The following is a 25,317-nucleotide window of genomic DNA, read 5'->3' on the forward strand; positions in this document are numbered from 1 at the left end:
GTAAAGAAAATGGATGGAGTAAAGATTTAAATTTGTATGTGGTTTTGAAGGTACATGAAGAAAGTAAGGGAGCTGTAGACCGTTAGGGTTTGCAGTTTTTTTATTGCTCAGAGGTGATCAGCCTGGCAAAAAATGCAGAAGAGTCATTCATGCTGTTTAATAAGGATGCAGACTACCAGCTGCATCTTCCACAATTTGTACATGGTATGCAGTTCTTTTTTTTAATAACAGGATACCACGGCTTTACCTGCAGATCCGGTAAGTTATTGAGCTCTAAAATTATAGAATGATAATGATCAGAAAGAGTAATCCGGTCTGAATCATGCTGTTCGATAGTCAGTGGGTAGATGGTTTTTTGATCAGGAGACATACAATTTTGATGTAAAAGAGGGGTATAGACATCTGTACCAATTTGGATAAATTGATCGATGGTGATGATTTTGTAATCATCAGAAGAGAACAAAATGATTGCAGGAGACACAGCCAAAGTGTCTCCCGTAGGAATTTTATAAGAGTCAGTAGTAAATTCTCCAATTGGAGTTTCTAGTTTCATCATGTGTTAGCACTTCCTTTAATATCTTATAAATGAAAATTACTCGTTTTTCAGTTCTTCTTTCATGGCGCTGTCTTTTCCCTGCATAAAATGGTCTTTTTTCAGGATTGCAAAAGCCCGCTCATAATCATTTTTACGCATATATTTAACCATTTTTTTCAAATTCTCATTCGTTGGAACGATCCGCATGCCGTTTTTCAGCGAATACATACCCACTCTTACCAGCTCTGATAAATTGGATTCATAGAATTTGGTGATCCGGTCATTATTGAAAATGCTGACGATTTCCAGATGCATCTGTGTATCAGCAAGCTCCCACTTGTAAACATCGGAAGCAACCGCACACATATGTACCACTTTTTCTTCAATTCGATAAGAATATTCTTCCGCTTTTCCACCTTCAAAGATCAGTTTAAATGCACTGCCCTCTAAGAGCTCGCGGAGCTGATAAAGTTCATTGATATCTTTATCGGTGATTTCTTTTACAGTCATGGATTTATAATAATCGGTAACGATCAGACCTTCAGACTGCAGCATTTTGAGTGCAGTGCGTACCGGATTACGGCTCATACCGAGCTCTTCTGTCAGAAGTGCTTCTGTAAGAGGCATTCCTGGTGAATAAGTCAGATTCATAATGTTATTTTTGATAATTTCATAAGCTTGATCGGCAAGTGATTTCTTTTTTTCAGCCATGTGAAATCCCCCTCTGTCTGGTGAATATATTAAGTATAACACATTAAAACGGGGTTTGTAAAAAATAAAATTAGGTATATGTAAAGTTGCGTTTAATATAAGAGTACAGACTGATGATTGTATACAATGGTGCATGTATTTTCGACGAAAAACGGCATTTTCTATTGTGAAAATGTTGACTTTAAACAGAGGAAGTGATACATTGAATGCAGAAAGAAATTTGTATACAAATTAAATGATTGTATACAAAATGAAAATGAAAATGTATAAGGTTTTAAGTTCATCAGGAGGAGAAAGACTATGAAATTAGGATTTATCGGAACAGGTAATATGGCAGGAGCAATTATGGGAGGCGTTATTAAAAGTAACGTATTCAAACCGGAAGAAATCATCGGAGCAGATCTTTTTGCACCAGGTCGCGAAAAAGTAAAAGAACTTTATGGAATCAATGTTACTGATAGCAATAAAGAAGTAATCGAAAAGTCAGAAGTTGTTATTTTTTCTGTAAAACCACAGTTTTATGCAGATGTCATTCAGGAAGTAAAAGATCTGGTAAGACCGGAACAGCTTATTATCACGATCGCACCAGGAAAGACACTTGCATGGCTTGCCGAACAGTTTGGAAAAGATGTTAAGATTGTTCGTACAATGCCGAACACTCCGGCTATGGTTGGAGAAGGTATGACAGCTGCCACACCGAATGAACATGTAACAAAAGAAGAACTTGATTATGCATGCAAGATCCTTTCTGCATTTGGTAAGGTAGAAATTGTGACAGAGCATATGATGGATGCAGTTGTTGCAGTAAGCGGAAGTTCACCGGCATATGTATTTATATTTATCGAAGCAATGGCAGATGCCGCTGTTGCAGAGGGAATGCCGAGAGCACAGGCATACAAATTTGCAGCACAGGCAGTTCTTGGAAGTGCGAAGATGGTTCTTGAAACAGGAAAGCATCCGGGAGAACTCAAAGACATGGTATGTTCACCGGCAGGAACAACGATTGAAGCCGTAGGTGTATTGGAAGAACACGGATTCAGAAGTGCAATCATTGATGCAATGAAGGCCTGTGTTGATGTTGCAAAAGGAATGTAGATACGATATACTTGTTTACGGGGAAAAACATGTCCACGTAAACCTGAAAAGGACCGGGGCGTATGACGCAGCCGGTCTTTTTTATCTGTTAAGAAAGGTCTTTCCTGATAATAAAAAACGCTCCGCGTGGAACATGATACCATAGGAGGTAGATAGATGGCAGCAAAACAGAATGTAAAGCGGCGGATTGTAGATGCCGCATGGGAATTGTTCTATGAAAAAGGATATGATGATACGACAGTAGATGATATCATCCGTCTTTCTGAGACATCAAAAGGCTCGTTCTATTATTATTTCAGCAGCAAAGATTCTCTGCTTGATACATTGTCAACTATTCTGGATGAGAATTATGCAAAGCTTGAAGATGAACTGGATCCGGAAATGAACAGTTTTGATAAACTGATGTATCTCAATTACCGGTCGCATTCATTTATGGAGCAGAAGATTGATGTAGCATTGTTATCATCCTTATATTCAACACAATTGATTGCCAAGGGAGACAGGAATCTTCTGGATCAGAACCGTACTTATTACAAGCTGATCAGCAGGATCATAGAAGAGGGACATGTGCGAAATCAGATCAGCAGAGAGAAGAGTATCCAGGAGATTACCAAGTATTATTCACTCTGTGAGCGGGCACTGGTATCAGACTGGTGTCTGAACAGGGGAAATTATTCGCTTGGAGAATACAGTAAGGAATATATGCCGATTTTAATGGAACATTTCCGGGTAGATCAGCCTGAATAGAGAAAGGTTTTCATATGAAAGAGAGTCAGAGAAAAGGTTTAATTTCAGTACATGTTGCTGTGGCATTGTTTGGTTTTGTCGGACTGTTTGCCAAGCTGGTAGATCTGCCTGCAGTGATCATCGTGCTTGGAAGGGTATTTTTTTCATCTATTTTCCTCTGGATTTTTCTGCGTTTTAAAAAGCAGAAAATTCGCCTGGAGGAGAAAAATGATTATTTGTGGATGGTCGGAGCAGGTGCAGTTTTAGCAATACACTGGAGTAGTTATATGCAGTCGATCCAGAGTTCGACGGTTGCAGTTGGTACGCTTACGGTATCCACTTTTCCGATATTTGTTATTTTTCTGGAGCCATATCTGTTCCATGAAAAACTGAAGAAATCGGATGTGTTTTGTACATTGATGATGCTGGTCGGAGTATTCTTTATCGTACCCGCATTTCAGATGGATAATCAGATTACACAGGGAGTTCTGTGGGGACTTCTGAGTGCATTTACCTATGCAATATTGTCACTGATGAACCGCCGCTTTTCCAGCAGATATCCGGCAACACTGGTGTCGCTTTATGAACAGGGAACTGCAACGATCGTGCTGCTTCCGACGCTGTTTGTGTTGAAGCCTGTGATTACACTTGCAGATGCAGGCGTATTGATGATGCTAGGAATTATTTTTACAGCAGTTGCACATTCTTTATTTATCAGTGGACTTCGGACTGTGAAAGTAAGGACTGCCGGAATTTTATCCGGACTGGAACCGGTGTATGGAACTTTAAGCGCATTTCTGTTTCTGAAAGAAGTTCCAAATTTCAGGGAGTGCATTGGTGGTGTTATCATTCTGGCTGCTGTGTTTTTATCGACATTGAAGCCGGAGGAGAAAGCAGCTGATGCTCCGGCATGAGAATAAAGAGAAGTTTGAGGATTTTATCTGGCACTGGTTTCTGGTGATCGGATATCGTCTGGAAAATGTATAAAGACTTTCTAAAAACTATTTACGGACGAGAAAAGTTCCGTTACAATAGGTAGAGAAATCAATGAAAAGGAGATTGTATAAAATGGCAAATCCAGTAGTAACATTTGAAATGGCAAATGGCGATGTGATCAAAGCGGAATTATATCCGGAAATCGCACCGAATACAGTAAATAACTTTGTATCTCTTGTAAATAAGGGATTTTATGATGGACTGATCTTCCACCGTGTCATCAGTGGATTCATGATCCAGGGTGGATGCCCGGATGGAACCGGAATGGGTGGCCCTGGATACAGTATCAAAGGAGAATTTAAGCAGAACGGTTTTGCAAATGATCTGAAGCATGAACCGGGCGTTCTTTCTATGGCGCGTGCAATGCATCCGGATTCGGCAGGATCACAGTTTTTCATCATGCATAAGACTTCACCACATCTTGACGGCGCATATGCAGCTTTTGGTAAAGTTACAGAAGGTATGGATGTTGTAAATAAAATTGCTGAGACGGCAACAGACTACAGTGACAGACCGCTGGAAGAACAGAAGATGAAAAAAGTGACTGTTGAAACTTTTGGAGAGGCTTATCCAGAACCAGAGAGAGTCTAACAGGAGTTACAAAGCAGACAACACTTGGAGAGACAGAATAATAAAGACGTGGGGAGCCGGTGAAAGGCAGACTGAGAGGAAGCAAAAGAGCATCGCCCCTTTTTACCTGATACGGATCATGCCGTTGCAGGAAGTCATATTGATTTTTTCAGAGACACTTGTGCATGACAGGTGTTTCTTTTATTTCATAGGAAATTCCGAAGGAACTTCCTATGAAATAAAAGGTGCTACGTGCCGGAGATGCGCACTCGCACGAAGATGAAGAATGTCGCAAGCGACTGCGTTTGGCGCGAGAATGTGCCAAGGCACATTCTTTTTATATAAAATAGTGTAACTGTTCAGAGTCAACCTCCAAAATGCTACGCATTTCGTTGGTGTGGCGTATCCGCCAAATAAAATTTCAAAAACAATCTTAAAAATGCAAGCATTTTACACCTGTTTTATGAAATTTTGCTTGGCTCTGAATAGTTACAAAATATTTAGAATTATGAAAAGAGAGGAAGAGAGTCAAATGAGAACAGCACTTACAATTGCAGGAAGCGATTCAAGCGGAGGAGCAGGTATCCAGGCAGATATCAAAACAATGATCAGTAACGGAGTCTATGCTATGAGCGCAATTACGGCTCTTACTGCACAGAATACAACCGGAGTTACCGGAATTATGGAGGTAACGCCGGAATTCCTAGGAGAACAGCTGGATAATATTTTCACGGATATTTACCCGGATGCAGTGAAGATTGGAATGGTATCTTCAAGTGGTCTGATCACAAAGATCGCAGACAAATTAAAAGAATATGATGCGAAAAATATTGTAGTTGATCCGGTTATGGTAGCAACAAGTGGAGCAAGACTGATCAGCGAGGAAGCGATTGATGCGCTGAAGAGCTGCCTGCTTCCGATGGCAACCGTTCTGACTCCGAATATCCCGGAAGCAGAAGTGCTTGCAGGTATGAAAATCCAGTCGCAGGCGGATATGATAAGAGCAGCAGAAGAGATCGGCACCAAATATCACTGTGCAGTTCTTTGTAAGGGCGGGCATCAACTGAACGATGCCAATGATCTGCTGTGGAGAGATGGTGGATATAAGTGGTTCTACGGAGAGCGAATCGACAATCCGAACACGCACGGAACAGGATGTACTTTATCCAGTGCGATCGCATCAAATCTTGCAAAAGAATATGATTTGGATGAGTCAGTAGAACGTGCGAAGAAATATATTTCCGGAGCACTTGCAGCAATGCTGGATCTCGGTAAGGGCAGTGGTCCGATGAATCACGGATTTGCAATTAAAAATGAATATACAGAAAGCAAAGTGGAGGAATAGAAGTATGAATGAAAAGAGAACCTCTATCTTTGAAAATGGACTGATCTGGTTTGGGGCAGGCGTGTCCCTTGCAGAGATCCTGACCGGTACTTACTTTGCGCCGCTTGGATTCGGAAAAGGAGTTCTGGCGATTATTATTGGTCATATCATAGGATGCATGATGCTTTTCCTTGCCGGAGTAATTGGTGGAAAGACCAGACGAAGTGCAATGGAAACAGTAAAAATGAGTTTTGGCGAGAAGGGAGGAATCTTCTTCTCCTTCCTGAATGTGCTGCAGCTGGTTGGCTGGACAGCGATTATGATTTATGATGGAGCACTTGCAGCAAATGGTGTTCTTCATACCGGCAGATGGGTATGGTGTCTGGTGATCGGTGTACTGATCATCTTATGGATTGTGATCGGAATCACAAATCTTGGCAAGATCAATACGGTTGCAATGGCTGCTTTATTTATCCTGACACTGGTACTCAGCGGAGTGATCTTTGGTGACGGATCGGTAGCAGGCGCAGGTGGGGATGCCATGACGTTTGGTGCAGCAGTAGAGCTTTCTGTTGCCATGCCACTTTCCTGGTTGCCACTGATCAGTGACTATACAAGAGAAGCAAAAGAACCGGTAAAAGCAACCGCAGTCAGCACCGTTGTTTATGGAGTTGTCAGTTGTTGGATGTACGTGATCGGTATGAACGCTGCAATTTACACAGGAGAGTCTGATATTGCAAGTATCATGGTAAAAGCTGGACTTGGAATAGCAGGACTTCTGATCATTGTATTTTCTACCGTTACGACAACCTTTCTGGATGCTTACTCAGCAGGAATTTCGTCAGAGTCAGTATTTTCAAAAATCAATGGGAAATATGCAGCAATTGTTGTAACTGTGATCGGAATGATCGGAGCAATCATTTATCCGATGGACAATATTACCGATTTCCTGTACCTGATCGGTTCTGTATTCGCGCCGATGATCGCAATCCAGATTGCGGATTTCTTCATTCTGAAGAGAAAGGACAGCCTGGAAGTATCTCTGGATGTCATGAATGGTGTGATCTGGGTGATCGGTTTTATACTTTACCGTATTCTGATGAATGTGGATATTCCGCTTGGAAATACACTCCCGGATATGGTCATTACCATCGTGATCTGTATTCTTGCAAGAAAATGTATAAAGACAGAAAAATAGCTTTGAAAGAAAATGGAAATGCCGTGTTGACATTTCCATTTTCTTTTGACAGAACATGTAGCGATCTACAGAAGAGAGGCGGAAAAATGAATGCTGATGCCTGGAAACGTGGTAAAAGTTTATAAGAAAGAAGTTTTGGATAATTTAGTTAGCGGATGGAATAAAGTGGGATTTTTATCCTGCAAAATATATATGGAAAAAGAGTTGGGTAGAATGAAAAAAGAGCTTACGACATATGATCGGGGGAAATGTCGTAAACTCTTTTTTCTGTAATTTCATTAAAGGAGAAATGAAAATAAAAAGTATCAAAATACTGAAAACGTCTTATTTGGTTTTGATTCCTAATCAAGTGGGGCAATTGTGACTGACTAAGATGCCGCCCCACCGAGGAATTCTTATCTAGTTGTTATCTTCAAGCTGATATTATAATACCAAGAGGCTTGGAATTTGTATATTCGCAAAAAAAACAAAAGAAAAATGCTTTGAAAAATAAAATTGTGCAAAATAACAGGGGTAAAATCAATTTATACAAAAGGTTATTTGGAATTTGGAAATTGATAATAAAATTTGCATAAATGCAAAAAAAATGAGTGCAAATGATTTTTTTTCTAAGAACAAATGTGTTTTCAAGAAGGAATTATGAATGCTTATTATAAATGTCAATATAAAAAATTTTTCGAACATGAGGAGACCGATATGAAAATCCTGAAATAGAAAAAGAGCTTACGACATATGATCGGGGGAAATGTCGTAAACTCTTTTTCCAATAATTTCATTAAAGGAGAAATGAAAATAAAAAGTATCAAAATACTGAAAACGTCTTATTTTGTTCGGTTAAGTGTTATCCTTAACTTGTTTTTATAATAGCATTTGCAGGGAGTTTTGTATATTCGCAAAAAAAACTAAAAGAACTGCAAAGTTAAAATAAAATTGTGCAAAATAACGAAGTGCAAAACAAGATTGACAAAAGAATGTAAAAAAAGGAAATTTTAACGGTAAAAATATATAATGTCTAATAATTAACAAGAAGTTACAGAAAGTTACAAGGAAAACTGTAATTTTTGAAAGTATATTCCGGAAGCAGGGTGGGAAAAACAGAGGAGGATACTGTTTGTGAATGCCGGAAAGATTCAGATAATGGAAAAAGAGCTTGCGACATATGATCGGGGGAAATGTCGTAAGCTCTTTTTCTGTAATTTCATTAAAGGAGAAATGAAAATAAAAAGTATCAAAATACTGAAAACGTCTTATTTAGTTTCGTTAAGTGCTATCCTTAACTTGATATTATAATACCATGTGTATGCTCTTCTGTAAATTCGCAGAAAAGACAAATGTTACAAAAATGATACTGTAAAATTGTGCAATATAGCCAAAAACGGTGCAAAAAATGGAAAATGTGAAAGTTTTATAATCTTACGACTTCATATTTGATTTGCTTTTTCAATATGTTAAAATTAAAAAAAGCAGAAAATTTTATAGATAAGGGGAAAGATGATGAAAGAATTTGTTGAAATGCGGGATGTCCGTAAGATTTACCGTATGGGTGAAGTTGAGATTGCCGCAGCAGATGGAATTGATTTTCAGATAAAAAAAGGTGAATTTGCAGTTGTGGTAGGCCCAAGTGGTGCGGGAAAAACGACAGTGCTTAACATTCTGGGGGGAATGGATACGGCAACAAGTGGAGAGGTCTGGATCGATGGAAAGAATATTGTAAAGTATTCGCCGAGGCAGCTTACTTCCTATAGAAGGGATGATATTGGATTTGTATTCCAGTTTTACAACTTGATTCCGAACCTGACGGCGCTTGAAAATGTAGAGTTGGCACTGCAGATCTGTAAGGATCCGTTGGATGCGGAGATGGTTCTTAGGGAAGTGGGACTGGCAGATCGTATGAAGAATTTCCCGGCACAGCTTTCCGGTGGGGAGCAGCAGAGGGTATCGATTGCACGTGCACTGGCAAAGAACCCGAAGCTTCTTTTGTGTGATGAGCCGACAGGGGCGCTGGATTACAATACCGGTAAGGCAATATTAAAGCTTTTACAGGATATGTGCCGTGAACGAGGGATGACAGTGATCCTGATCACACACAACTCAGCGATCACGCCGATGGCAGATCGTGTAATTAAGATGAAGAATGGAAAAGTCGGAAGCATGAAGCTGAATGAAAGACCGGTTCCGGTAGAGACGATTGAATGGTAGGTGGACGTAAAGACCGATGAAGAAAAATATTTTACGCAAAGATTTTATAATAGAAATAAAAAAGACGATGGGACGGTTTGTATCAATCTTTTTTATCGTAGCATTGGGTGTCGCATTTTATTCGGGAATCCGTGCATCAGAGCCAAGTATGCGGATCACTGCAGATCAGTATTTCGATGATTCAGAGCTGATGGATCTGAAGGTAATGGGAACCATGGGACTTACCAAAGCGGATATCAAAGCAATTGGAAAGGTATCAGGAATTGAAGCTGTAGAAGGCGGATACAGCAAAGACGTGCTTTGCCCGGTTGGAGACAATGAAAAGGTTGTCCATATGCTGAGTATGCAGAAGAATTTTGATCAGGTTTCGGTTGTGGAAGGCAGGCTGCCGGAAAAAGCCGGAGAATGTCTGGTGGATGAAGATTTTCTGAGCTATACAGACCTGAAGGTTGGCGACACGGTAACTTTCCATTCCGGCGATGGAGAGGCATTGACGGATTCGCTGGTTACAGATACATACAAGATTGTCGGGATCGGGAACAGTCCGCTGTATATTTCATTTGGAAGAGGAAGCAGTACGATCGGAACCGGAGAGATCAGTGGATTTGTTGTAGTGGATAAAGCTTCTTTTGACATGGATGTTTATACGGAAGCTTATGTGAAAGTGAGCGGTGCAGAAGAGAAAACTGCATTTACGGATGAATACAATAATCTGTCGGATGCAGCAAAGGAAGCCGTGAGTGCAATCGAAGAGGAACGCTGTGCAGCCCGCAAACAGGAGATCGTAGATGAGGCAAATGAAAAGCTTGCTGATTCGGAGAAGACAGTGAATGAAAAATCGCAGGAACTGGAGGATGCGAAAAAAGAGCTGGAGAGTGGGAAAAGCAAGGCAGCCGAAGAACTGGAAAAAGCAAAGCAACAGATTACGGATGGAGAAGCGGAGCTTGCGGATGCAAAGCAGCAGATCGCAGACGGCGAGACACAGCTTGCCGATGCAAAAGCGCAGCTGAATGATAAGCAGGCACAGCTTGATTCAGCGGAGGCACAGTATGAATCCGGAAAAGCACAGTTGGATCAGAAAGAACAGGAGCTTGCAGATGCGGAACAGGTTTATCTGAGCAATTACTCGAAATATATGCCGATCATTACGGCGGGGAAGGAACAGATTCCAGCAGGAAAGTCACAGATCGCGGATGGGAAGAAACGGTTGGACGAGGGACTTGCACCGCTTAATCAGCTGAAAGACGAACTGGCTGGGATTGAAGATGAAATCAGTCAGTGTGATTCAAAAATTGCAGGATTGAAGACGCAGCTGGACGGAATGGACAGCGAGGTATATCGGAAATATGTAAATATTCCTAAAGAGAATAGAAATGAAGAAGAACAAGCTTATGTAGAAAAATGGGAGAATTTAAATACAAAGCTTGCCGGTATGCAGGAACGGAAGACACAGCTTGAAAATACAAAGCAGGAGAAACTGAACAAGGCAGGTTTTGCCACAGAAGCAGACCTGGAGGCACAGATTACTAGCCTGACTAAGCAAAAAGAAGATCTGGATGCAAAAGAGACGGCACTTCTTCAGCAGGAGCAGACACTTGCCGCACAGGAAGAAGAGCTGTTAAGTGCAGGCAGACAGATTACAGACGGCAAGAGTCAGATTGCAGCAGCCAGATCCCAGCTTGACAGTACAAAATCACAGATCACGGACGGAAAAGCACAGATTCAGTCTGCATGGGCACTTCTGAATGAAAAAGAGGGCACTTTAAATGCAAGTAAAGCACAACTTGCATCCGGTGAACAGGAGCTTGCGGATGGTCGGAGTGAATATGAGCAGGCAGCAAAAGAAGCTGAAGACCGGATCACGGACGGGCAGGTGAAGATCACAGACGGAGAAAAGCAGCTTGTGGATGCAAAGCAGAAGATCGCAGACGCAAAGGCTGAGATCAAAAAGATTGAGAATCCGAAATGGTACGTGCAGACGAGAGAGGATGCGCTGACAGAATATCAGGGCTATGGGGATAATGCAGACCGGATGCGTTCCATTGGAAAAGTATTTCCGGTACTCTTCTTCCTGGTGGCAGCACTGATCAGTCTGACGACGATGACACGAATGGTAGAGGAGCAGAGAGTCCAGATCGGAACGATGAAGGCACTCGGTTACGGAAAAGCTGCAATTGCAGGGAAATACATTGGTTATGCTCTGATTGCAACGCTTGGCGGAAGTATTTTCGGAGTACTGGTCGGGGAAAAGATCCTGCCGTTTATCATTATTTATGCTTATATGATCTTGTATAAGCATCTGCCGGCGATCCTGGTACCGTACCATATGATCTATGCACTCCAGGCTTCGGGAATCGCAGTTGCCTGCACACTGATCGCTACGATCGCATCCTGCTACAAAGAGCTGGCAGCAGAACCGGCAGAGCTGATGCGTCCGGCAGCACCGAAGCAGGGGAAGCGGATTCTTCTGGAGCGGATCGGAATTATCTGGAAGCATCTGAATTTTACATGGAAATCGACCGTGCGGAATCTGATCCGGTATAAGAAGCGATTCTTTATGACCATTTTCGGAATCGGCGGCTGTATGGCACTGATGGTAGTCGGATTCGGAATGAAGGACTGTATCTATGAGATCGTCAGCCTGCAGTATGAGAAGGTGCAGTTCTATGATGCGGCAACCTACATGAGTGACGACATATCCGAAGAGAACAGACAACAGCTCCATGATTATCTGGATCAGAATGCAGATATAAAAGAGACGATCGAAGCGCGGATGCAGAAGACCGATGTAAAATCTGCATCCGGTAAAAAGACACTTTATCTGATGGTGCCATCGGATAATGAAAAGATTGAGAACTTTTTAAGCTTCCACAGCAGGACCAATAAGGACGAGGTTTATTCACTGAAAAAAGACGAAGTGATTCTGACTGAGAAAATGGCATCCCTTCTGAATGTAAAGGTGGGAGATGAGCTTACGATCGAGGACGAGGACAGGGGAGACCAGACGGTGACGGTTGGCGCCATCTGCGAGAACTATATGAGCCATTACCTGTATCTGTCACCGGAAAAATACGAGGAATTATATGGTGTACCGGCAGAATATAACACGATCATCTACAGTGTAAAGGACGGAAAGGATGATCAGATCGAGAAGATCGGAACAAAGCTTCTGTCGATGGATGGAGTACTGAATGTAAGTTATACCAGCAGTATTGAAGGAAGGCTGGATGACATGCTGCGAAGCCTGAATCTGGTCATCGTGGTACTGATCGTATCTGCCGGAATGCTGGCATTTGTGGTACTGTACAATCTGAACAATATCAACATCACCGAGCGTCAGAGAGAGCTTGCAACCTTGAAGGTTCTGGGATTCTACGACGGAGAGGTTGCCTCTTATGTATACAGAGAGAATATCCTGCTGACGATCATTGGATCGGTTGTGGGTATGGTGCTTGGTAATCTGCTTCACCGGTATATCATCCTGACGGTTGAGGTGGAAGAAGCGATGTTCGGACGTCAGATACACTGGCAGAGTTATCTGTACAGTTTCTTGTTTACTGTAGCATTTTCTTTATTTGTAAATTGGGTAATGTTCTACAAGCTGAAGAAGATCGATATGGTGGAATCTTTGAAGAGCGTGGAGTAAAAGCTTTTGCAAGTGTATGTCAAAGATTTCTTATAGACGGTACACAAAGAATCGGAAAATATATTTCACAGAAAGTTTATATTCTTCACAGAATTATTAGCACTCTTGTCAAAAGAGTGCTAATTTTCTATTGACATTTAGAAATCAGGGTATTAAGATATTTCATAGACAGAAAAATACGGTATTTGAAACCGTAAAAAGATAGAATATGAAATTTAGGAGTGATAAAAATGGCAGCAAAAAAAGGTAGTCTTTCAATCAGCAGCGAAAATATTTTCCCGATTATCAAGAAATGGGTATATTCTGATCATGATATTTTCGCAAGAGAGCTTGTTTCCAATGGATGCGACGCGATCACAAAATTAAAGAAGCTGGACATGATGGGAGAATATACACTTCCGGATGATTATAAAGGAAAGATCCAGGTTATTGTAAACCCGGAAGAGAAGACTTTGAAATTCATCGATAATGGTCTTGGTATGACTGCTGATGAAGTAGAAGAATATATCACACAGATCGCATTTTCAGGAGCAACCGAATTCCTGAACAAATACAAAGATAAGACAACAGAGGACGATATGATTGGACACTTTGGTCTTGGATTCTACTCTGCCTTCATGGTAGCTGATGAAGTTCATATTGATACCCTTTCTTATAAAGAAGGTGCAAAACCGGTACACTGGGTAAGTGAAGGCGGTACAGAGTATGAGATGGAAGAAGGGGATAAAGAGGAAGTTGGTTCTGAAATCACCTTATTCCTGAACGAAGATTGTGTAGAATTTTCAAATGAATACAGAATCCGCGAAGTCCTTGAGAAATACTGTTCATTCATGCCGGTAGAGATTTTTGTATCCAAAGCAAATGCAGAACCGGAATATGAGACGATCCCGGAGGATGAAGTCCTGGATACCGATACGGTTGTTGAACATATCCATGAAGACGCCAAGATGGAAGAAAAAGAAAATGAGAACGGTGAAAAAGAAATGGTTGAAGTTTCACCGGCATCCGACAAAGCAAAGATCGTGAAACGCCCGGTATCGATCAGTGATCCGGCACCGCTGTGGACAAAGCATCCAAACGAATGCAGCAAAGAAGATTATATTGATTTCTACCGGAAAGTATTTATGGATTACAAAGAACCTCTGTTCTGGATTCATCTGAACATGGATTATCCATTCAACTTAAAGGGTATCCTGTACTTCCCTAAGATCAATACCGAATACGATTCCATTGAAGGAACCATCAAATTGTACAACAATCAGGTATTTATCGCAGACAATATCAAAGAAGTTATTCCGGAATTCCTGATGGTATTAAAAGGAGTCATTGATTGTCCGGATCTGCCGCTTAACGTATCACGAAGCGCACTGCAGAATGATGGATTCGTACAGAAGATCTCCGAATACATTTCCAAGAAAGTTGCCGACAAGCTTTCAGGAATGTGCAAGACAGATAAAGAAAACTATGAGAAATACTGGGATGACATCAGCCCATTTATCAAATTCGGCTGCCTGAAAGATGAAAAATTCTGCGAGAAGATGAGCGATTATGTTCTGTTCAAGAACCTGGATCACAAGTATATGACACTCAAAGAATGCATCGAAAAAAATGGCGGAAAAGCAGAACCGGAGGAAAAGACCGAGGGTGAAAATGCAGAGCAGTCAGCAGAAAAGAAAGAAACAGAGAAGACAACAATTTACTATGTAACAGATGAACAGCAGCAGAGCCAGTATATCAATATGTTCAAAAAAGAGGGACTGGACGCAGTGATCTTGTCACATAATATTGATTCTCCATTTATTACTCAGATGGAGCAGAAGAACGAACATATCAAGTTCCAGAGAATCGATGCAGATCTGACTGATCACTTCAAAGAAGATGTATCTGAAGAAGAAAAAGAAGCATTCAAAGAAAAAACTGACAGTCTGGTCGAAATCTTCCGCAAAGCACTTGGCAATGACAAACTGGAAGTAAAAGTGGAAAAGATGAAAGATGAAAATGTGGCATCTATGATTACACTTTCCGAAGAATCACGCCGTATGCAGGAAATGATGAAGATGTATGGAATGTCAGGCATGGATCCGTCTATGTTCGGAACAAATGCAACCCTGATCCTGAATGCAAATCATCCGCTGGTAGAATATGTTGTAGCACATAAAGATGGCGAAAATACAGAAATGTTCTGCCATCAGTTATATGACCTGGCAATGCTGGCACACAAGCCACTCAGCCCGGAAGAGATGACAGAATTTGTGAAACGCAGTAATGAAATTATGATGAAATTGGCAAAATAATCTTGTTGTAGATACCCGGAAAAGTCTGAACCATTCAGATTCCCATTTTCGCTTATGCGAAAAGGTCTGAATGGTCAGGCTTTTTTTGCTGTATTTGGAAACACTTTCCACAAAGTGTTGATGAACTTCCCGGCCTTTTATAGTATAATATAACAAAAGAGAGGCGGTGGATACGATGAAGAATTATTCAAAGGATATAAGCAGACAATATCATATTCAGGTGGCCAACGGGGAAATCGGCCGTTATGTCATTCTCCCGGGAGATCCAAAGCGCTGCAAAAAAATAGCACAGTATTTTGAAGATCCTGTGATGATTGCGGATAACCGGGAATTTATCACTTATACAGGAACTTTAGATGGCGTAAAGGTAAGTGTCACATCTACCGGAATTGGGGGACCATCAGCAGCAATTGCGATGGAAGAATTAGCCAGATGTGGAGCTGATACGTTTGTACGGATTGGAACCTGCGGTGGGATACAGCCGGAAGTAAAAAGTGGGGATATAGTAGTTGCTACGGGTGCCGTCAGAATGGAAGGGACTAGCAAAGAATATGCGCCGATCGAATATCCGGCAGTGGCAGACCTTATGGTGGTGAACGCACTGGTCAGTGCTGCGAAGGAAAAGGAATGTGAATTTTATACCGGAGTGGTACAGTCAAAAGATGCATTTTACGGACAGCATGAGCCGGAGAAGATGCCGGCAGGTTATGAACTGATCAATAAATGGGAAGCCTGGAAGAAACTGGGATGTCTGGCATCAGAGATGGAGACGGCAGCACTTTACATTGTGGCAGCAAAGCTTCATGTACGCGTGGGTGCGTGTTTCCTTGTAATGGCAAATCAGGAAAGAGAAAAACTGGGACTTGAAAATCCGGTAGTACATGATACAGATATGGCAGTACAGGTGGCAGTGGAAGCCATCAGAAAGTTGATCAAAGAGGATCGGTAAATGAAAGAAACAATATATAAACGAATCTTTGTGATCGTTCTGGATTCGCTCGGAATTGGTGCAATGCCTGATTCTGAGAAATTCGGTGACAGGGATGTAGATACATTTGGTCATATTTTAGACAGAATGGGAACACTGGAGATTCCAAATCTTCAGAAGCTTGGTATGCTGAATCTGCATACCGGGGGAAAGATGTATGGAATCGAGAATCCGGTTGGAAAAATTACCAGACTGAAAGAGGCGAGTAACGGAAAAGATACGATGACCGGACACTGGGAAATGATGGGAATTTATACAAAAAAACCATTTAAAACCTTTACCGAACATGGATTTCCACCGGAACTGATCGCAGAACTGGAAAAACGTTGCGGGAAAAAAGTGATTGGAAACCGTAGTGAGAGCGGAACAAAGATCATTGAAGAACTTGGGGAAGAAGAAATTGAAACAGGTGCAATGATTGTCTATACCTCTGCGGATTCTGTATTGCAGATTTGTGGAAATGAAGAGACATTTGATCTGGCAAATCTGTACCGGTGTTGTGAGATCGCAAGAGAGATCACGATGAAGGATGAATGGCGCGTGGGACGAGTCATTGCAAGACCGTATGTAGGAAAGAAAAAAGGTGAATTTAAAAGAACCAGCAACCGCAGGGATTATGCACTTGAGCCGACCGGAAAGACTGCACTTGACGCACTGAAAGATGCGGGAAAGGATGTGATCGCAGTCGGAAAGATCCATGATATCTTTTGCGGGGAAGGAATCACAGAATCGTATCATTCCAACAGCTCCGTGCATGGAATGGAGCAGACCATTGAGATTTGCAAAAAAGATTTTGACGGACTGTGCTTTGTAAATCTGGTTGATTTTGATGCACAGTGGGGACACCGGCGCGATCCGGTTGGCTACGGACATGAGATTGAGAGATTTGATAAAAATCTTGGAATTTTGCTGGATGATCTGCGGGAGGATGATCTTCTTATTATTACCGCCGATCATGGAAACGATCCGACCTACACAGGAACCGATCATACACGGGAATATGTACCGTTTTTGGCGTATTCCAAAAAGATGGATGAGGGTGGCGTGATTATGGAGGAAAATACCTTTGCAGTGATCGGGGCAACGGTCACAGATAATTTTGGTGTAAAAATGCCGGAAGGAACGATCGGGCATTCGATTCTGAATGAACTTATTTAGCAAGAAAAAGCAGGAAAAAAGAGAATGAAAAAAGAACAAATTAAAAAAATGATAGAAATCGCGCTTTCTCAGCTTGCATATTCTTATACCCCTTATTCTGACTTTAAAGTGGGAGCTGCGCTGCTTGGAAAGAATGGACGGATATATACGGGATGCAATATTGAAAATGCGGCTTATACACCGACAAACTGTGCGGAGCGTACCGCGTTTTTCAAGGCAGTCAGCGAAGGAGTAAAAGAATTTGATGCAATCTGTATTGTAGGAGGAAAGGGCGGTGTTGTGACAGAGTATGCACCGCCGTGCGGAGTATGCAGGCAGGTCATGATGGAATTCTGCGATCCGGAGACATTTCAGATCATTCTTGCAGTAGATGCAAAGCATTATGATATCTATACCTTGAAAGAAATGTTGCCAAAAGGTTTCGGACCATCTAATCTTACAGAATGAGAAAGGACTCAGACTCCAAAAGAAGATTTTTGAAGAAAAGGAAAAAGAGAAGGAATGAAAAATGACACAGGAAACCTTGAAAGAATTACCAAAGATTGAGCTTCACTGTCATCTGGACGGTTCTCTTAGCAGATCATTTATTGAAAAAAGGCTTGGAAGAACTGTAAGACCTGAAGAACTCAGTGTTTCAGAAAACTGTACAAGTCTGAATGAATATCTGGAAAAATTTGACCTTCCCGGCAGATGTATTATGGATGAAGAGGGACTTTCCGGAGCTGCGTATGATCTGCTCTCCCAGATGAACGAAGAAAATGTCTGTTATGCGGAGATCCGTTTTGCTCCGCTTCTGTCAGAGACAAAAAAGATGGACAGCCGGAAGGTGATCGAAGCAGTGATCAGCGGAATGGAGCGGGGGAAAAAAGATTTTGGAATCGAGTATGGTGTGATCATCTGTGCAATGCGACATCACAGCACTGAGGATAATATGCGGATGATCAAGACGGCAAGAGAATATCTGGGATCCGGAGTTTGTGCAGCAGATCTTGCAGGAGCAGAAGCATTGTATCCGATGTCTGAATTTATGGATATTTTTACAGAGACAAAGAAGATGGGAATGCCATTTACACTCCATGCCGGAGAATGTGGAAATCCACAGAATGTCATAGATTCGATAAACGTGGGAGCTGGAAGGATCGGGCATGGGATCGCGATGCGTGGCAACCAGGAGATCCGGAAAATGGCAAAAAAAGCAGATATTGGTATCGAGATGTGTCCGATCAGCAATTTACAGACCAAATCTGTAAACTGCATGGCGGAATATCCGATGCGGGAATTTCTGGATGCAGGGTTAAAAGTATCGGTCAACACAGATAACCGAACGGTAAGTAACACCAGTCTTACAAAAGAACTGGAATTTATTCAAAAAAATTATAGAATCCGGGACGAAGAAATCCTTCAGATGATGAAAAATGCAATTGATACTGCATTTGCCGATGATTCTATAAAAGATAAAATTTGCAAAATGCTGAAATAAAGAAACTACAAACAGAGAGGATTGACTCTGAAGAATAAGAGAAAAGAGGAATTCTGTATGAGCAATGAAATTTATGAAAAGCTGGAAATATGCCGGAAAAGCATTCTCCAAAAAACGAATTTTAAACCGGAAGTGGCAGTGATTCTGGGCTCCGGTCTTGGCGAATACGCATCAAAAATCAAGATAGAACAGATCATTCCATACACAGAAATTGAAGGTTTTCCGGTGTCGACAGTTGTGGGACATAAAGGACAATTTGTATTTGGTTATGTAAAAGAAGTTCCGGTTGTGATCATGCAGGGACGTGTGCATTATTATGAAGGGTATCCGGTAACAGATGTGGTGCTTCCGGTGCGGCTGATGGGAATGTTAGGCGCAAAGAAGCTGATTCTTACCAATGCATCAGGCGGAATCAATACCGGATTCCATCCGGGCGATCTCATGCTCATCACAGACCAGATTATGAGTGGAATCCCTAATCCACTGATCGGTGCCAATGTTGAAGAACTTGGAACCCGTTTTCCGGATATGAGTGAAGCCTATAGTGAACGGATGCAGCAGATCATAAAGAAAGAAGCCCAAAAACTCGGCATTCCTCTGAAAGAAGGTGTATACCTTCAGCTTACCGGTCCATCTTATGAAACTCCGGCAGAAATCCGTATGTACCGCACCTGTGGGGCTGATGCCGTAGGCATGAGCACCGCCTGCGAGACGATCGCTGCCCGCCACATGGGAATCGAAGTCTGCGGCATCTCCTGTATCACCAACCTCGCCTCCGGCATGACATCACAACATCTGAACCACCAGGAAGTTCAACAAACCGCCGACCGGGTGGCTGAGCAATTCCAGGAATTACTGACAGCAATCATTACCCACGTATAAGAAACGGAACATATATCTGAATTTACCCAGAACCAGGTCCAAGGTTCCAGATTTTCCGGAACCCGCCGACCGTCCTCTTGCAATTCCGAGTTGAGGCATTGTGTAAGAATTTTGCCAACGAGATAGAAAGACAAAGAGCATAAAATACTGCATACAGTATTTTATGCTCTTTGTCTCATCACTATTTTCAAAATTTTACTCAACCTCAAACGGAATCTCGTACTTCGCAAAAATCCGCTGCGCCATCTTGTCCCATGCCTGCTCCAGTGATTTGTCTAGCGTGAACAGGTTCATAGATGTTCCTGTCGTACAGCTAAGTTTTGTCCCGTCATATTTAAAATTCAGGTACAGTCCCTGCACATCTGCCGGAGCAAAGGAAAGATGTTCCTGTTCGAGAAGCCGTGCAATATTCGGTGCTGACATAGAAAGAACAAAATGAAATCCCAGCGGAGTACGCTTTCCTTTGATCAGAGAAAGACAAAACTCGCGAAGTTCCTTCCAGAGAGCATATTCCCGGTCATCCAGAGCTTCTTTTTCTTCAGCACTGAAGAAATCTTTTTTCAGTCGTCCGTTAAATTGAAAGGTATTAAAAGTTGTGATATCTCCTTCAATAAATAAAAAGGAGTCAAATGCAGGATGCAGTAAAAGTGCGTTCATGCATTTTTTTGTATCCAGAGAAAAAATAAGCATAGACTTCCTCCCGTCATCAGTGTAATAGTATCAGTATAGCATAAATCTTGAGATATGTATAAGAATTTGATACAATACGGGAAAGAAGAAGGATGGATGACAAGATGAAAATAGAATTAAACCGGGATCAGATCAAATACATTGCAGTGTTTACTATGCTGCTCAATCACGTTGCAAATATATTTCTGCAACCAGGAACCTTTGCCTGCGAAGCGCTAAAGGATATCGGTTATTTTACAGCACCGGTCATGTGCTGGTTTCTGGTTGAAGGATACCGTTATACAAGGTCAGTAAAAAAATATGCCGGAAGACTGTTGATCTTTGCTGTCATTTCACAGCTTCCGTATTATCTGGCATTTGCGCGGAATCATCTGGCACCGTGGTATACTTTAAATATGATATTTACACTTTTTCTGTGTCTGTGTCTGATGATCGCAGAGGAAAAAATATCAGATCCGGGAAAGAAAAGTCTGGTTGTACTGGGAATTATAGCAGTAAGCAGTATCTGTGACTGGGCAATTCTGGCTCCATTGTATACGCTTTGGTTTTACCGGGCAGGAGAGGATCCAAAGCGCCGGAAAAAGGCTTTTTTTATTGCAGCACTTGTTCTGGGGATTACGGTGACAGCAGAACTTCCGGGAGTTGCAGGAATCGCAGCGGGAGCAGGGGCAATGATTGCAGTACTGGCAGCGGGAGTCTGTGTTTTGGTATTTTATAACGGAAAAAAATCACAGAAACATTTTCTTGTGAAAAAGTATTTTTTTTACGTGTTTTACCCTGCACATTTGGTGATTTTGGCATTATTAAAGATTTGACTTTTATAATAGAAGAAAGTAAAATGAATAGGTTAGAGTATTTATCACATGATTCAATGAAAATGAAACTCATATTTTAATAAAAGATAGGATGCATAGCATGAAGAAAAGAACGATGGAGAAAGAACATCAGGCAGAAGAAAGAAGAAAAAAAGTTCTGATGGAAATTGCAGGAGCGGTTGTTGTACTGACGGTAATCGTAAGTATTGGTCTTTCGCATCTTGGAACAGATAAGGTGAATACATCAGCAGGAGTAAAAGCAATCAAGAAGTTAGAAAAAGCAGATGTATCTGAGGTGGAGACCAAAATTTCAAATATTGAGAAAGAAGAAAAACAGGCGACAGAGGACTGGCAGAACCGTCCGTTGTCCGAAAAATTTGCGCATGCGGTGATTCTCGGAGATTCGATCACAACCGGTTTTACCGTATATGATGTGCTTGATACTTCTAAGGTTGCAGCGGAAAAAGGAATGCACCTTGATCAGACCGGTGATCTGATCAGGACAGCAGCAGAGTTAAAGCCGGAAGTCCTCTTTCTGGCACTTGGACTGAATGACATTTCCGGAACAGATGGAGATACAGATGCATTTATTGAAAAATACAAAGCGGTACTTGCAAATGTGCGTGAGCAGATGCCCGATGCAGTGCTCTATATCAACTGTATTCTTCCTGTTTCCGCTCAAAAAGAAGAAGAAGAGCCGGTTTATGCCAAGATTCCGGATTATAATACCGCACTTAAAGCAATGTGTGATGAAGAAGGAATTACATTTATCGATAATACAGAGATCGTAAAAGATGAGTATTATGAGCAGGATGGCGAGCATATGAAGGCGGAGTATTATCCAATCTGGGCAGAACATATGGCGGAGGTGGCCGGAATATGACAAAGAAAAAAGGGGAATTTACAGTTCTGCGTAATATCAGAGCTGGGATGGTAATTATTTTGCTTATCTATATCGGTCTGATCTTTCAGTCTAAGGGAGACAGCGATACACCGTTTGCAGATGTACAGAAAGCGGCTGTGGATGCGGCAGATGACAAGAACATGACACTTGCCGGAACCCAGGAAATCAAGAGATTCTATGGGATCAATCCAAAGGATTATGAAGATATAACACTGTATTATACGAATGAAACAATGGGAGTCAACGAGCTCCTTCTGGTGAAAACAAAGGACGAGAATGAGGCAGAGGCAGTTGAAAAAGCCGCAGAACAGCGAAAAAAGACACAGCTCGATAATTTTGAAGGATATGGGGCCGAGCAGGTAAAGCTTCTGGATGCTTCGATCATTAAGACGAAAGGTACATACGTGCTTTTTGTTATTTCACCAAAAGCTGAAACTGTAGAAAAGGCGTTTACAAAGAGCCTGAAGTAGATAAAAGGAAACGAAAAAGTTATGTTATTTAGTAGTCTGGTATTTTTGTTTACATTTTTGCCAATTACACTGTTGGTATATTATTTGGTGTCGCGTAAGGTAAAAAATGTGGTACTTTTGATCGCTTCCCTCATATTTTATGCGTGGGGAGAGCCGGTCTATATCTTCCTGATGCTGATTTCCATTCTGTTCAATTATTTTTGCGGAATGGACATTGCATTAAAAGCAGGAAGAAAATCGCAGGTGCGCAGTCTGATCTTTACGATCGTTGTAAACCTGTTTATTCTTGGATTTTTCAAATATTACGGATTTATCGTAACAAATTTAAATGCGATCCTTCCGTTCTATATTCCATATAGAAAACTGGAACTCCCAATCGGAATTTCTTTCTATACTTTCCAGACATTGTCTTACATCATTGATGTATATAGGGGAAATGTAGACGTACAGGTAAATCTGATTGATTTCGGAACCTATGTTACAATGTTCCCACAGCTGATCGCAGGTCCGATCGTACAGTATGCAGATGTGGAGAGACAACTGCGTGAAAGAAAGGAATCACTGACGAAGTTTGGATACGGTGCCTGGTTCTTTGTGATGGGACTGGCAAAGAAGGTGCTTTTGGCGAATACGATTGGTTCGATTTATGAAAATATCGCGGCGATGGATGGAATGTCAGTAGTGACTGCGTGGCTTGGATGTCTTGCCTACACTTTCCAGATTTATTTCGATTTCAGCGGTTATTCGGACATGGCAGTCGGACTTGGAAAGATGTTCGGATTTGAGTTTATGCAGAACTTCAATTATCCGTATATTTCCAAAAGTGTTACCGAGTTCTGGAGAAGATGGCATATTTCGCTGGGATCATGGTTCCGCGAGTATGTGTATATTCCGCTTGGAGGAAACAGGGTAACGGTTCCGCGGCATTTACTGAATCTTCTGATTGTATGGTTCCTGACCGGTCTCTGGCACGGGGCAAGCTGGAACTTTGTAGTATGGGGGCTCTTCTACGGAGTGATCCTCATTACTGAAAAATATTTTACAGGAAAAATACTTGCAAAGCTGTCGGGGGCAGTCCAGACACTTTACACAATGATTCTGGTCATGCTCGGCTGGGTACTGTTCTTCAGCCCGACACTCGGAAGCGCACTTACCTGGATCGGCAATATGTTCGGACAGGGTGCAACCGGATTTATGGATAGCCAGGCATTGTATCTGATCATGCGAAACTGGCTCTTCTGGGTGGCAGGGATCATAGGAAGTACACCGTTTATGCATCTGCTCGGAAAGCGGCTGGTATTTAATGAAGAAAGACCGCATACGGTTCTGGCAGGCTGCCTGATGACAGGACTGTTTGTACTGTGTGTGGCATATCTGGTGACAGAAAGTTACAATCCATTTTTATATTTTAGATTTTAAGGAAAGACAATGGTAGAAAGAAAGAATAATAAACAAAAAAACAGAACAAAGTATTTTCTGCCAGGAGGGAAAAAACAGATCCAGGCAGTATGTGCGTTTTTATTTTTGGGAGTCCTTATTCTCAGCTGCGGAGTAAACCTTATGCATAAAGACAGGCAGATGTCAGAAAAAGAAATGCGTATGCTGGCGCAGAAACCGGAAATTTCTCTTTCCGGAATTGCTTCCGGAAGGTTTATGGAGCAGTACGAGGAGTATGTATCGGATCAGTTTGCAGGAAGAGATACCTGGGTAAGAATTAAGACATTCGCGGACAGTGTGGCGGGGAGGACAGAAGAAGGTGGTGTTTTCAAAGGAAAGGATCATTATCTGATGGAAGATGTTGCTGTGGCAGATGAAAGTGATCTGAAAGAGAATCTGGATGCAATGAAGAATTTTAAAGAGCGTTATCCGGATATCCAGATGCATATGATGCTGGTCCCGAATGCGGCAAATGTTATGGAGGACAAGCTTCCGGCATTTGCGGTGACTGCCAGTCAGAGCAGACAGATCAGCCGTGTAAAGGCAGAACTTGGAGATTCTTATGACTGGATCGATGCAGAAAAAGTATTGGATGCTCACAAGGATGAAGCAATTTATTATCACACGGATCATCACTGGACTTCTCTTGGTGCATGGTATGCATTCCAGGGAGCAAAGACGCAGCTTGGACTGGATAAGAGTGAAGAAATTAAGATGAAAGCCTATGCGGTATCGGATTCTTTTAACGGAACGTTATCCGCAAAGAGTGGATATGAGACAGATTATAAGGAACCAATCTATATTTATCTGCCAAAGAGTGCGGATGCACCACAGGTTGCAGTCAATTATGTGGAAGAACAGAAAAAGAGTGCTTCTATGTATGATTCATCCAAACTGGATGAGAGAGATCAATATTCCGTATTCTTCGGTGGAAATCATGCAATGATCGATATCCAGTCAACACAGACAGAAAAACGCAGACTTCTGGTGTTCAAAGATTCATATGCAAACTGTTTTCTTCCGCTTCTGGCTCCGTATTACCGGGAAATCGTTGTGATCGACCCTCGTTATTATACCGGTAAATTAAGTTCTGTGATGTCAGATAAACAGTTTGATGATGTGCTGTTCCTGTATAATGCCAATACATTCTTTGAAGACCGGATGCTGGCGGGGGTACTGGATGAGAATTAACAGGAGAA

General features: G+C 41.8%; 23 protein-coding genes. 20 read left to right on the forward strand and 3 right to left on the reverse strand.

What is annotated here, in order from left to right; translation table 11 throughout:
• Nucleotides 1–172 precede the first annotated feature (172 nt).
• Nucleotides 173–556, reverse strand: coding sequence for a hypothetical protein (locus PGQ33_RS06160; RefSeq protein ID WP_270205461.1), 384 nt, complete (start codon nt 554–556; stop codon nt 173–175).
• 36 nt (nt 557–592) lie between these two features.
• A complete protein-coding gene (locus PGQ33_RS06165) occupies nt 593–1,246 on the reverse strand; it encodes a GntR family transcriptional regulator (protein ID WP_270205462.1) in 654 nt (217 codons plus the stop codon).
• Nucleotides 1,247–1,546: 300 nt separating this feature from the next.
• Between PGQ33_RS06165 and proC the strand changes: the two genes are divergently transcribed.
• From proC to PGQ33_RS06240, 15 genes are all read left to right on the forward strand, one after another.
• Entirely contained in the window at nt 1,547–2,341 is a 795-nt protein-coding gene (gene proC, locus PGQ33_RS06170; protein WP_270205463.1) for a pyrroline-5-carboxylate reductase, read from the forward strand.
• A gap of 156 nt (nt 2,342–2,497) precedes the next feature.
• On the forward strand, nt 2,498–3,088 hold the full coding sequence (locus tag PGQ33_RS06175) for a TetR/AcrR family transcriptional regulator (RefSeq protein ID WP_022220832.1): 591 nt from the start codon (nt 2,498–2,500) through the stop codon (nt 3,086–3,088).
• Between the two features lie 14 nt (nt 3,089–3,102).
• Nucleotides 3,103–3,981 (forward strand): DMT family transporter, encoded by an 879-nt coding sequence (locus tag PGQ33_RS06180; RefSeq protein ID WP_270205464.1) that lies wholly within the window; start codon nt 3,103–3,105, stop codon nt 3,979–3,981.
• A gap of 154 nt (nt 3,982–4,135) precedes the next feature.
• Nucleotides 4,136–4,654 (forward strand): peptidylprolyl isomerase, encoded by a 519-nt coding sequence (locus PGQ33_RS06185; RefSeq protein ID WP_022220834.1) that lies wholly within the window; start codon nt 4,136–4,138, stop codon nt 4,652–4,654.
• A 511-nt stretch (nt 4,655–5,165) separates the two neighbouring features.
• Nucleotides 5,166–5,978 (forward strand): bifunctional hydroxymethylpyrimidine kinase/phosphomethylpyrimidine kinase, encoded by an 813-nt coding sequence (gene thiD, locus PGQ33_RS06190; protein ID WP_022220835.1) that lies wholly within the window; start codon nt 5,166–5,168, stop codon nt 5,976–5,978.
• 4 nt (nt 5,979–5,982) lie between these two features.
• The gene (gene cytX, locus PGQ33_RS06195) at nt 5,983–7,155 is read left to right on the forward strand and encodes a putative hydroxymethylpyrimidine transporter CytX (RefSeq protein WP_118219817.1); all 1,173 of its coding nucleotides are present in this window, start codon (nt 5,983–5,985) and stop codon (nt 7,153–7,155) included.
• Between the two features lie 90 nt (nt 7,156–7,245).
• The gene (locus PGQ33_RS06200; RefSeq protein ID WP_117824734.1) at nt 7,246–7,428 is read left to right on the forward strand and encodes a hypothetical protein; all 183 of its coding nucleotides are present in this window, start codon (nt 7,246–7,248) and stop codon (nt 7,426–7,428) included.
• Nucleotides 7,429–8,649: 1,221 nt separating this feature from the next.
• Nucleotides 8,650–9,354, forward strand: coding sequence for an ABC transporter ATP-binding protein (locus tag PGQ33_RS06205; RefSeq protein ID WP_022220838.1), 705 nt, complete (start codon nt 8,650–8,652; stop codon nt 9,352–9,354).
• A 16-nt stretch (nt 9,355–9,370) separates the two neighbouring features.
• Nucleotides 9,371–13,000 carry an FtsX-like permease family protein gene (locus PGQ33_RS06210; protein ID WP_270205465.1) on the forward strand — a complete coding sequence of 1,210 codons (3,630 nt, stop codon included), beginning with the start codon at nt 9,371–9,373 and terminating at the stop codon, nt 12,998–13,000.
• 230 nt (nt 13,001–13,230) lie between these two features.
• Nucleotides 13,231–15,294 carry a molecular chaperone HtpG gene (gene htpG, locus PGQ33_RS06215; protein WP_022220840.1) on the forward strand — a complete coding sequence of 688 codons (2,064 nt, stop codon included), beginning with the start codon at nt 13,231–13,233 and terminating at the stop codon, nt 15,292–15,294.
• A gap of 175 nt (nt 15,295–15,469) precedes the next feature.
• Nucleotides 15,470–16,243 carry a uridine phosphorylase gene (gene udp / locus PGQ33_RS06220; protein WP_270205466.1) on the forward strand — a complete coding sequence of 258 codons (774 nt, stop codon included), beginning with the start codon at nt 15,470–15,472 and terminating at the stop codon, nt 16,241–16,243.
• Nucleotides 16,244–17,440: a phosphopentomutase gene (locus PGQ33_RS06225; RefSeq protein ID WP_270205467.1), complete on the forward strand. Its 1,197-nt coding sequence runs from the start codon at nt 16,244–16,246 to the stop codon at nt 17,438–17,440.
• Nucleotides 17,441–17,464: 24 nt separating this feature from the next.
• Nucleotides 17,465–17,887 carry a cytidine deaminase gene (locus PGQ33_RS06230; protein WP_055249114.1) on the forward strand — a complete coding sequence of 141 codons (423 nt, stop codon included), beginning with the start codon at nt 17,465–17,467 and terminating at the stop codon, nt 17,885–17,887.
• 61 nt (nt 17,888–17,948) lie between these two features.
• Nucleotides 17,949–18,920: an adenosine deaminase gene (gene add, locus PGQ33_RS06235; RefSeq protein WP_270205468.1), complete on the forward strand. Its 972-nt coding sequence runs from the start codon at nt 17,949–17,951 to the stop codon at nt 18,918–18,920.
• Nucleotides 18,921–18,977: 57 nt separating this feature from the next.
• The gene (locus PGQ33_RS06240) at nt 18,978–19,802 is read left to right on the forward strand and encodes a purine-nucleoside phosphorylase (RefSeq protein WP_270205469.1); all 825 of its coding nucleotides are present in this window, start codon (nt 18,978–18,980) and stop codon (nt 19,800–19,802) included.
• Nucleotides 19,803–19,997: 195 nt separating this feature from the next.
• Here PGQ33_RS06240 and PGQ33_RS06245 read toward each other — a convergent pair whose 3' ends face one another.
• Nucleotides 19,998–20,492 (reverse strand): DUF5721 family protein, encoded by a 495-nt coding sequence (locus tag PGQ33_RS06245; RefSeq protein ID WP_022220846.1) that lies wholly within the window; start codon nt 20,490–20,492, stop codon nt 19,998–20,000.
• A gap of 104 nt (nt 20,493–20,596) precedes the next feature.
• On the opposite strand from PGQ33_RS06245, the gene PGQ33_RS06250 reads away from it, so the two are divergent.
• From PGQ33_RS06250 to PGQ33_RS06270, 5 genes are all read left to right on the forward strand, one after another.
• A complete protein-coding gene (locus PGQ33_RS06250) occupies nt 20,597–21,307 on the forward strand; it encodes a TraX family protein (protein WP_270203233.1) in 711 nt (236 codons plus the stop codon).
• Between the two features lie 100 nt (nt 21,308–21,407).
• On the forward strand, nt 21,408–22,190 hold the full coding sequence (locus PGQ33_RS06255; protein ID WP_270205470.1) for a GDSL-type esterase/lipase family protein: 783 nt from the start codon (nt 21,408–21,410) through the stop codon (nt 22,188–22,190).
• On the forward strand, nt 22,187–22,681 hold the full coding sequence (locus PGQ33_RS06260) for a DUF4358 domain-containing protein (protein ID WP_270205471.1): 495 nt from the start codon (nt 22,187–22,189) through the stop codon (nt 22,679–22,681). The genes PGQ33_RS06255 and PGQ33_RS06260 overlap by 4 nt, the downstream gene beginning before the upstream one ends.
• Before the next feature lie 21 nt (nt 22,682–22,702).
• Complete coding sequence (locus PGQ33_RS06265) at nt 22,703–24,100, forward strand: MBOAT family O-acyltransferase (protein ID WP_270205472.1); 1,398 nt, start codon at nt 22,703–22,705, stop codon at nt 24,098–24,100.
• 141 nt (nt 24,101–24,241) lie between these two features.
• Nucleotides 24,242–25,309, forward strand: a complete 1,068-nt coding sequence (locus PGQ33_RS06270) for a DHHW family protein (protein ID WP_055249146.1) — start codon at nt 24,242–24,244, stop codon at nt 25,307–25,309.
• Nucleotides 25,310–25,317 lie beyond the last annotated feature (8 nt).

The organism is Coprococcus sp. AM100_B19A (genome assembly GCF_027662015.1).
GTDB lineage: Bacteria > Bacillota > Clostridia > Lachnospirales > Lachnospiraceae > Allocoprococcus > Allocoprococcus comes.

What these genes read in the sequence shown, in the direction of transcription:
- PGQ33_RS06160 (WP_270205461.1), bottom strand. Translation starts at nt 556, where the DNA reads ATGATGAAACTAGAAACTCCAATTGGAGAATTTACTACTGACTCTTAT.
- thiD (WP_022220835.1), top strand. Translation starts at nt 5,166, where the DNA reads ATGAGAACAGCACTTACAATTGCAGGAAGCGATTCAAGCGGAGGAGCA.
- cytX (WP_118219817.1), top strand. Translation starts at nt 5,983, where the DNA reads ATGAATGAAAAGAGAACCTCTATCTTTGAAAATGGACTGATCTGGTTT.
- PGQ33_RS06185 (WP_022220834.1), top strand. Translation starts at nt 4,136, where the DNA reads ATGGCAAATCCAGTAGTAACATTTGAAATGGCAAATGGCGATGTGATC.
- PGQ33_RS06240 (WP_270205469.1), top strand. Translation starts at nt 18,978, where the DNA reads ATGAGCAATGAAATTTATGAAAAGCTGGAAATATGCCGGAAAAGCATT.
- add (WP_270205468.1), top strand. Translation starts at nt 17,949, where the DNA reads ATGACACAGGAAACCTTGAAAGAATTACCAAAGATTGAGCTTCACTGT.
- PGQ33_RS06175 (WP_022220832.1), top strand. Translation starts at nt 2,498, where the DNA reads ATGGCAGCAAAACAGAATGTAAAGCGGCGGATTGTAGATGCCGCATGG.
- PGQ33_RS06260 (WP_270205471.1), top strand. Translation starts at nt 22,187, where the DNA reads ATGACAAAGAAAAAAGGGGAATTTACAGTTCTGCGTAATATCAGAGCT.
- PGQ33_RS06265 (WP_270205472.1), top strand. Translation starts at nt 22,703, where the DNA reads ATGTTATTTAGTAGTCTGGTATTTTTGTTTACATTTTTGCCAATTACA.
- proC (WP_270205463.1), top strand. Translation starts at nt 1,547, where the DNA reads ATGAAATTAGGATTTATCGGAACAGGTAATATGGCAGGAGCAATTATG.
- PGQ33_RS06210 (WP_270205465.1), top strand. Translation starts at nt 9,371, where the DNA reads ATGAAGAAAAATATTTTACGCAAAGATTTTATAATAGAAATAAAAAAG.
- PGQ33_RS06230 (WP_055249114.1), top strand. Translation starts at nt 17,465, where the DNA reads ATGAAAAAAGAACAAATTAAAAAAATGATAGAAATCGCGCTTTCTCAG.
- PGQ33_RS06270 (WP_055249146.1), top strand. Translation starts at nt 24,242, where the DNA reads ATGCATAAAGACAGGCAGATGTCAGAAAAAGAAATGCGTATGCTGGCG.
- PGQ33_RS06200 (WP_117824734.1), top strand. Translation starts at nt 7,246, where the DNA reads ATGCTGATGCCTGGAAACGTGGTAAAAGTTTATAAGAAAGAAGTTTTG.
- PGQ33_RS06205 (WP_022220838.1), top strand. Translation starts at nt 8,650, where the DNA reads ATGAAAGAATTTGTTGAAATGCGGGATGTCCGTAAGATTTACCGTATG.
- htpG (WP_022220840.1), top strand. Translation starts at nt 13,231, where the DNA reads ATGGCAGCAAAAAAAGGTAGTCTTTCAATCAGCAGCGAAAATATTTTC.
- udp (WP_270205466.1), top strand. Translation starts at nt 15,470, where the DNA reads ATGAAGAATTATTCAAAGGATATAAGCAGACAATATCATATTCAGGTG.
- PGQ33_RS06225 (WP_270205467.1), top strand. Translation starts at nt 16,244, where the DNA reads ATGAAAGAAACAATATATAAACGAATCTTTGTGATCGTTCTGGATTCG.
- PGQ33_RS06250 (WP_270203233.1), top strand. Translation starts at nt 20,597, where the DNA reads ATGAAAATAGAATTAAACCGGGATCAGATCAAATACATTGCAGTGTTT.
- PGQ33_RS06255 (WP_270205470.1), top strand. Translation starts at nt 21,408, where the DNA reads ATGAAGAAAAGAACGATGGAGAAAGAACATCAGGCAGAAGAAAGAAGA.
- PGQ33_RS06180 (WP_270205464.1), top strand. Translation starts at nt 3,103, where the DNA reads ATGAAAGAGAGTCAGAGAAAAGGTTTAATTTCAGTACATGTTGCTGTG.
- PGQ33_RS06165 (WP_270205462.1), bottom strand. Translation starts at nt 1,246, where the DNA reads ATGGCTGAAAAAAAGAAATCACTTGCCGATCAAGCTTATGAAATTATC.
- PGQ33_RS06245 (WP_022220846.1), bottom strand. Translation starts at nt 20,492, where the DNA reads ATGCTTATTTTTTCTCTGGATACAAAAAAATGCATGAACGCACTTTTA.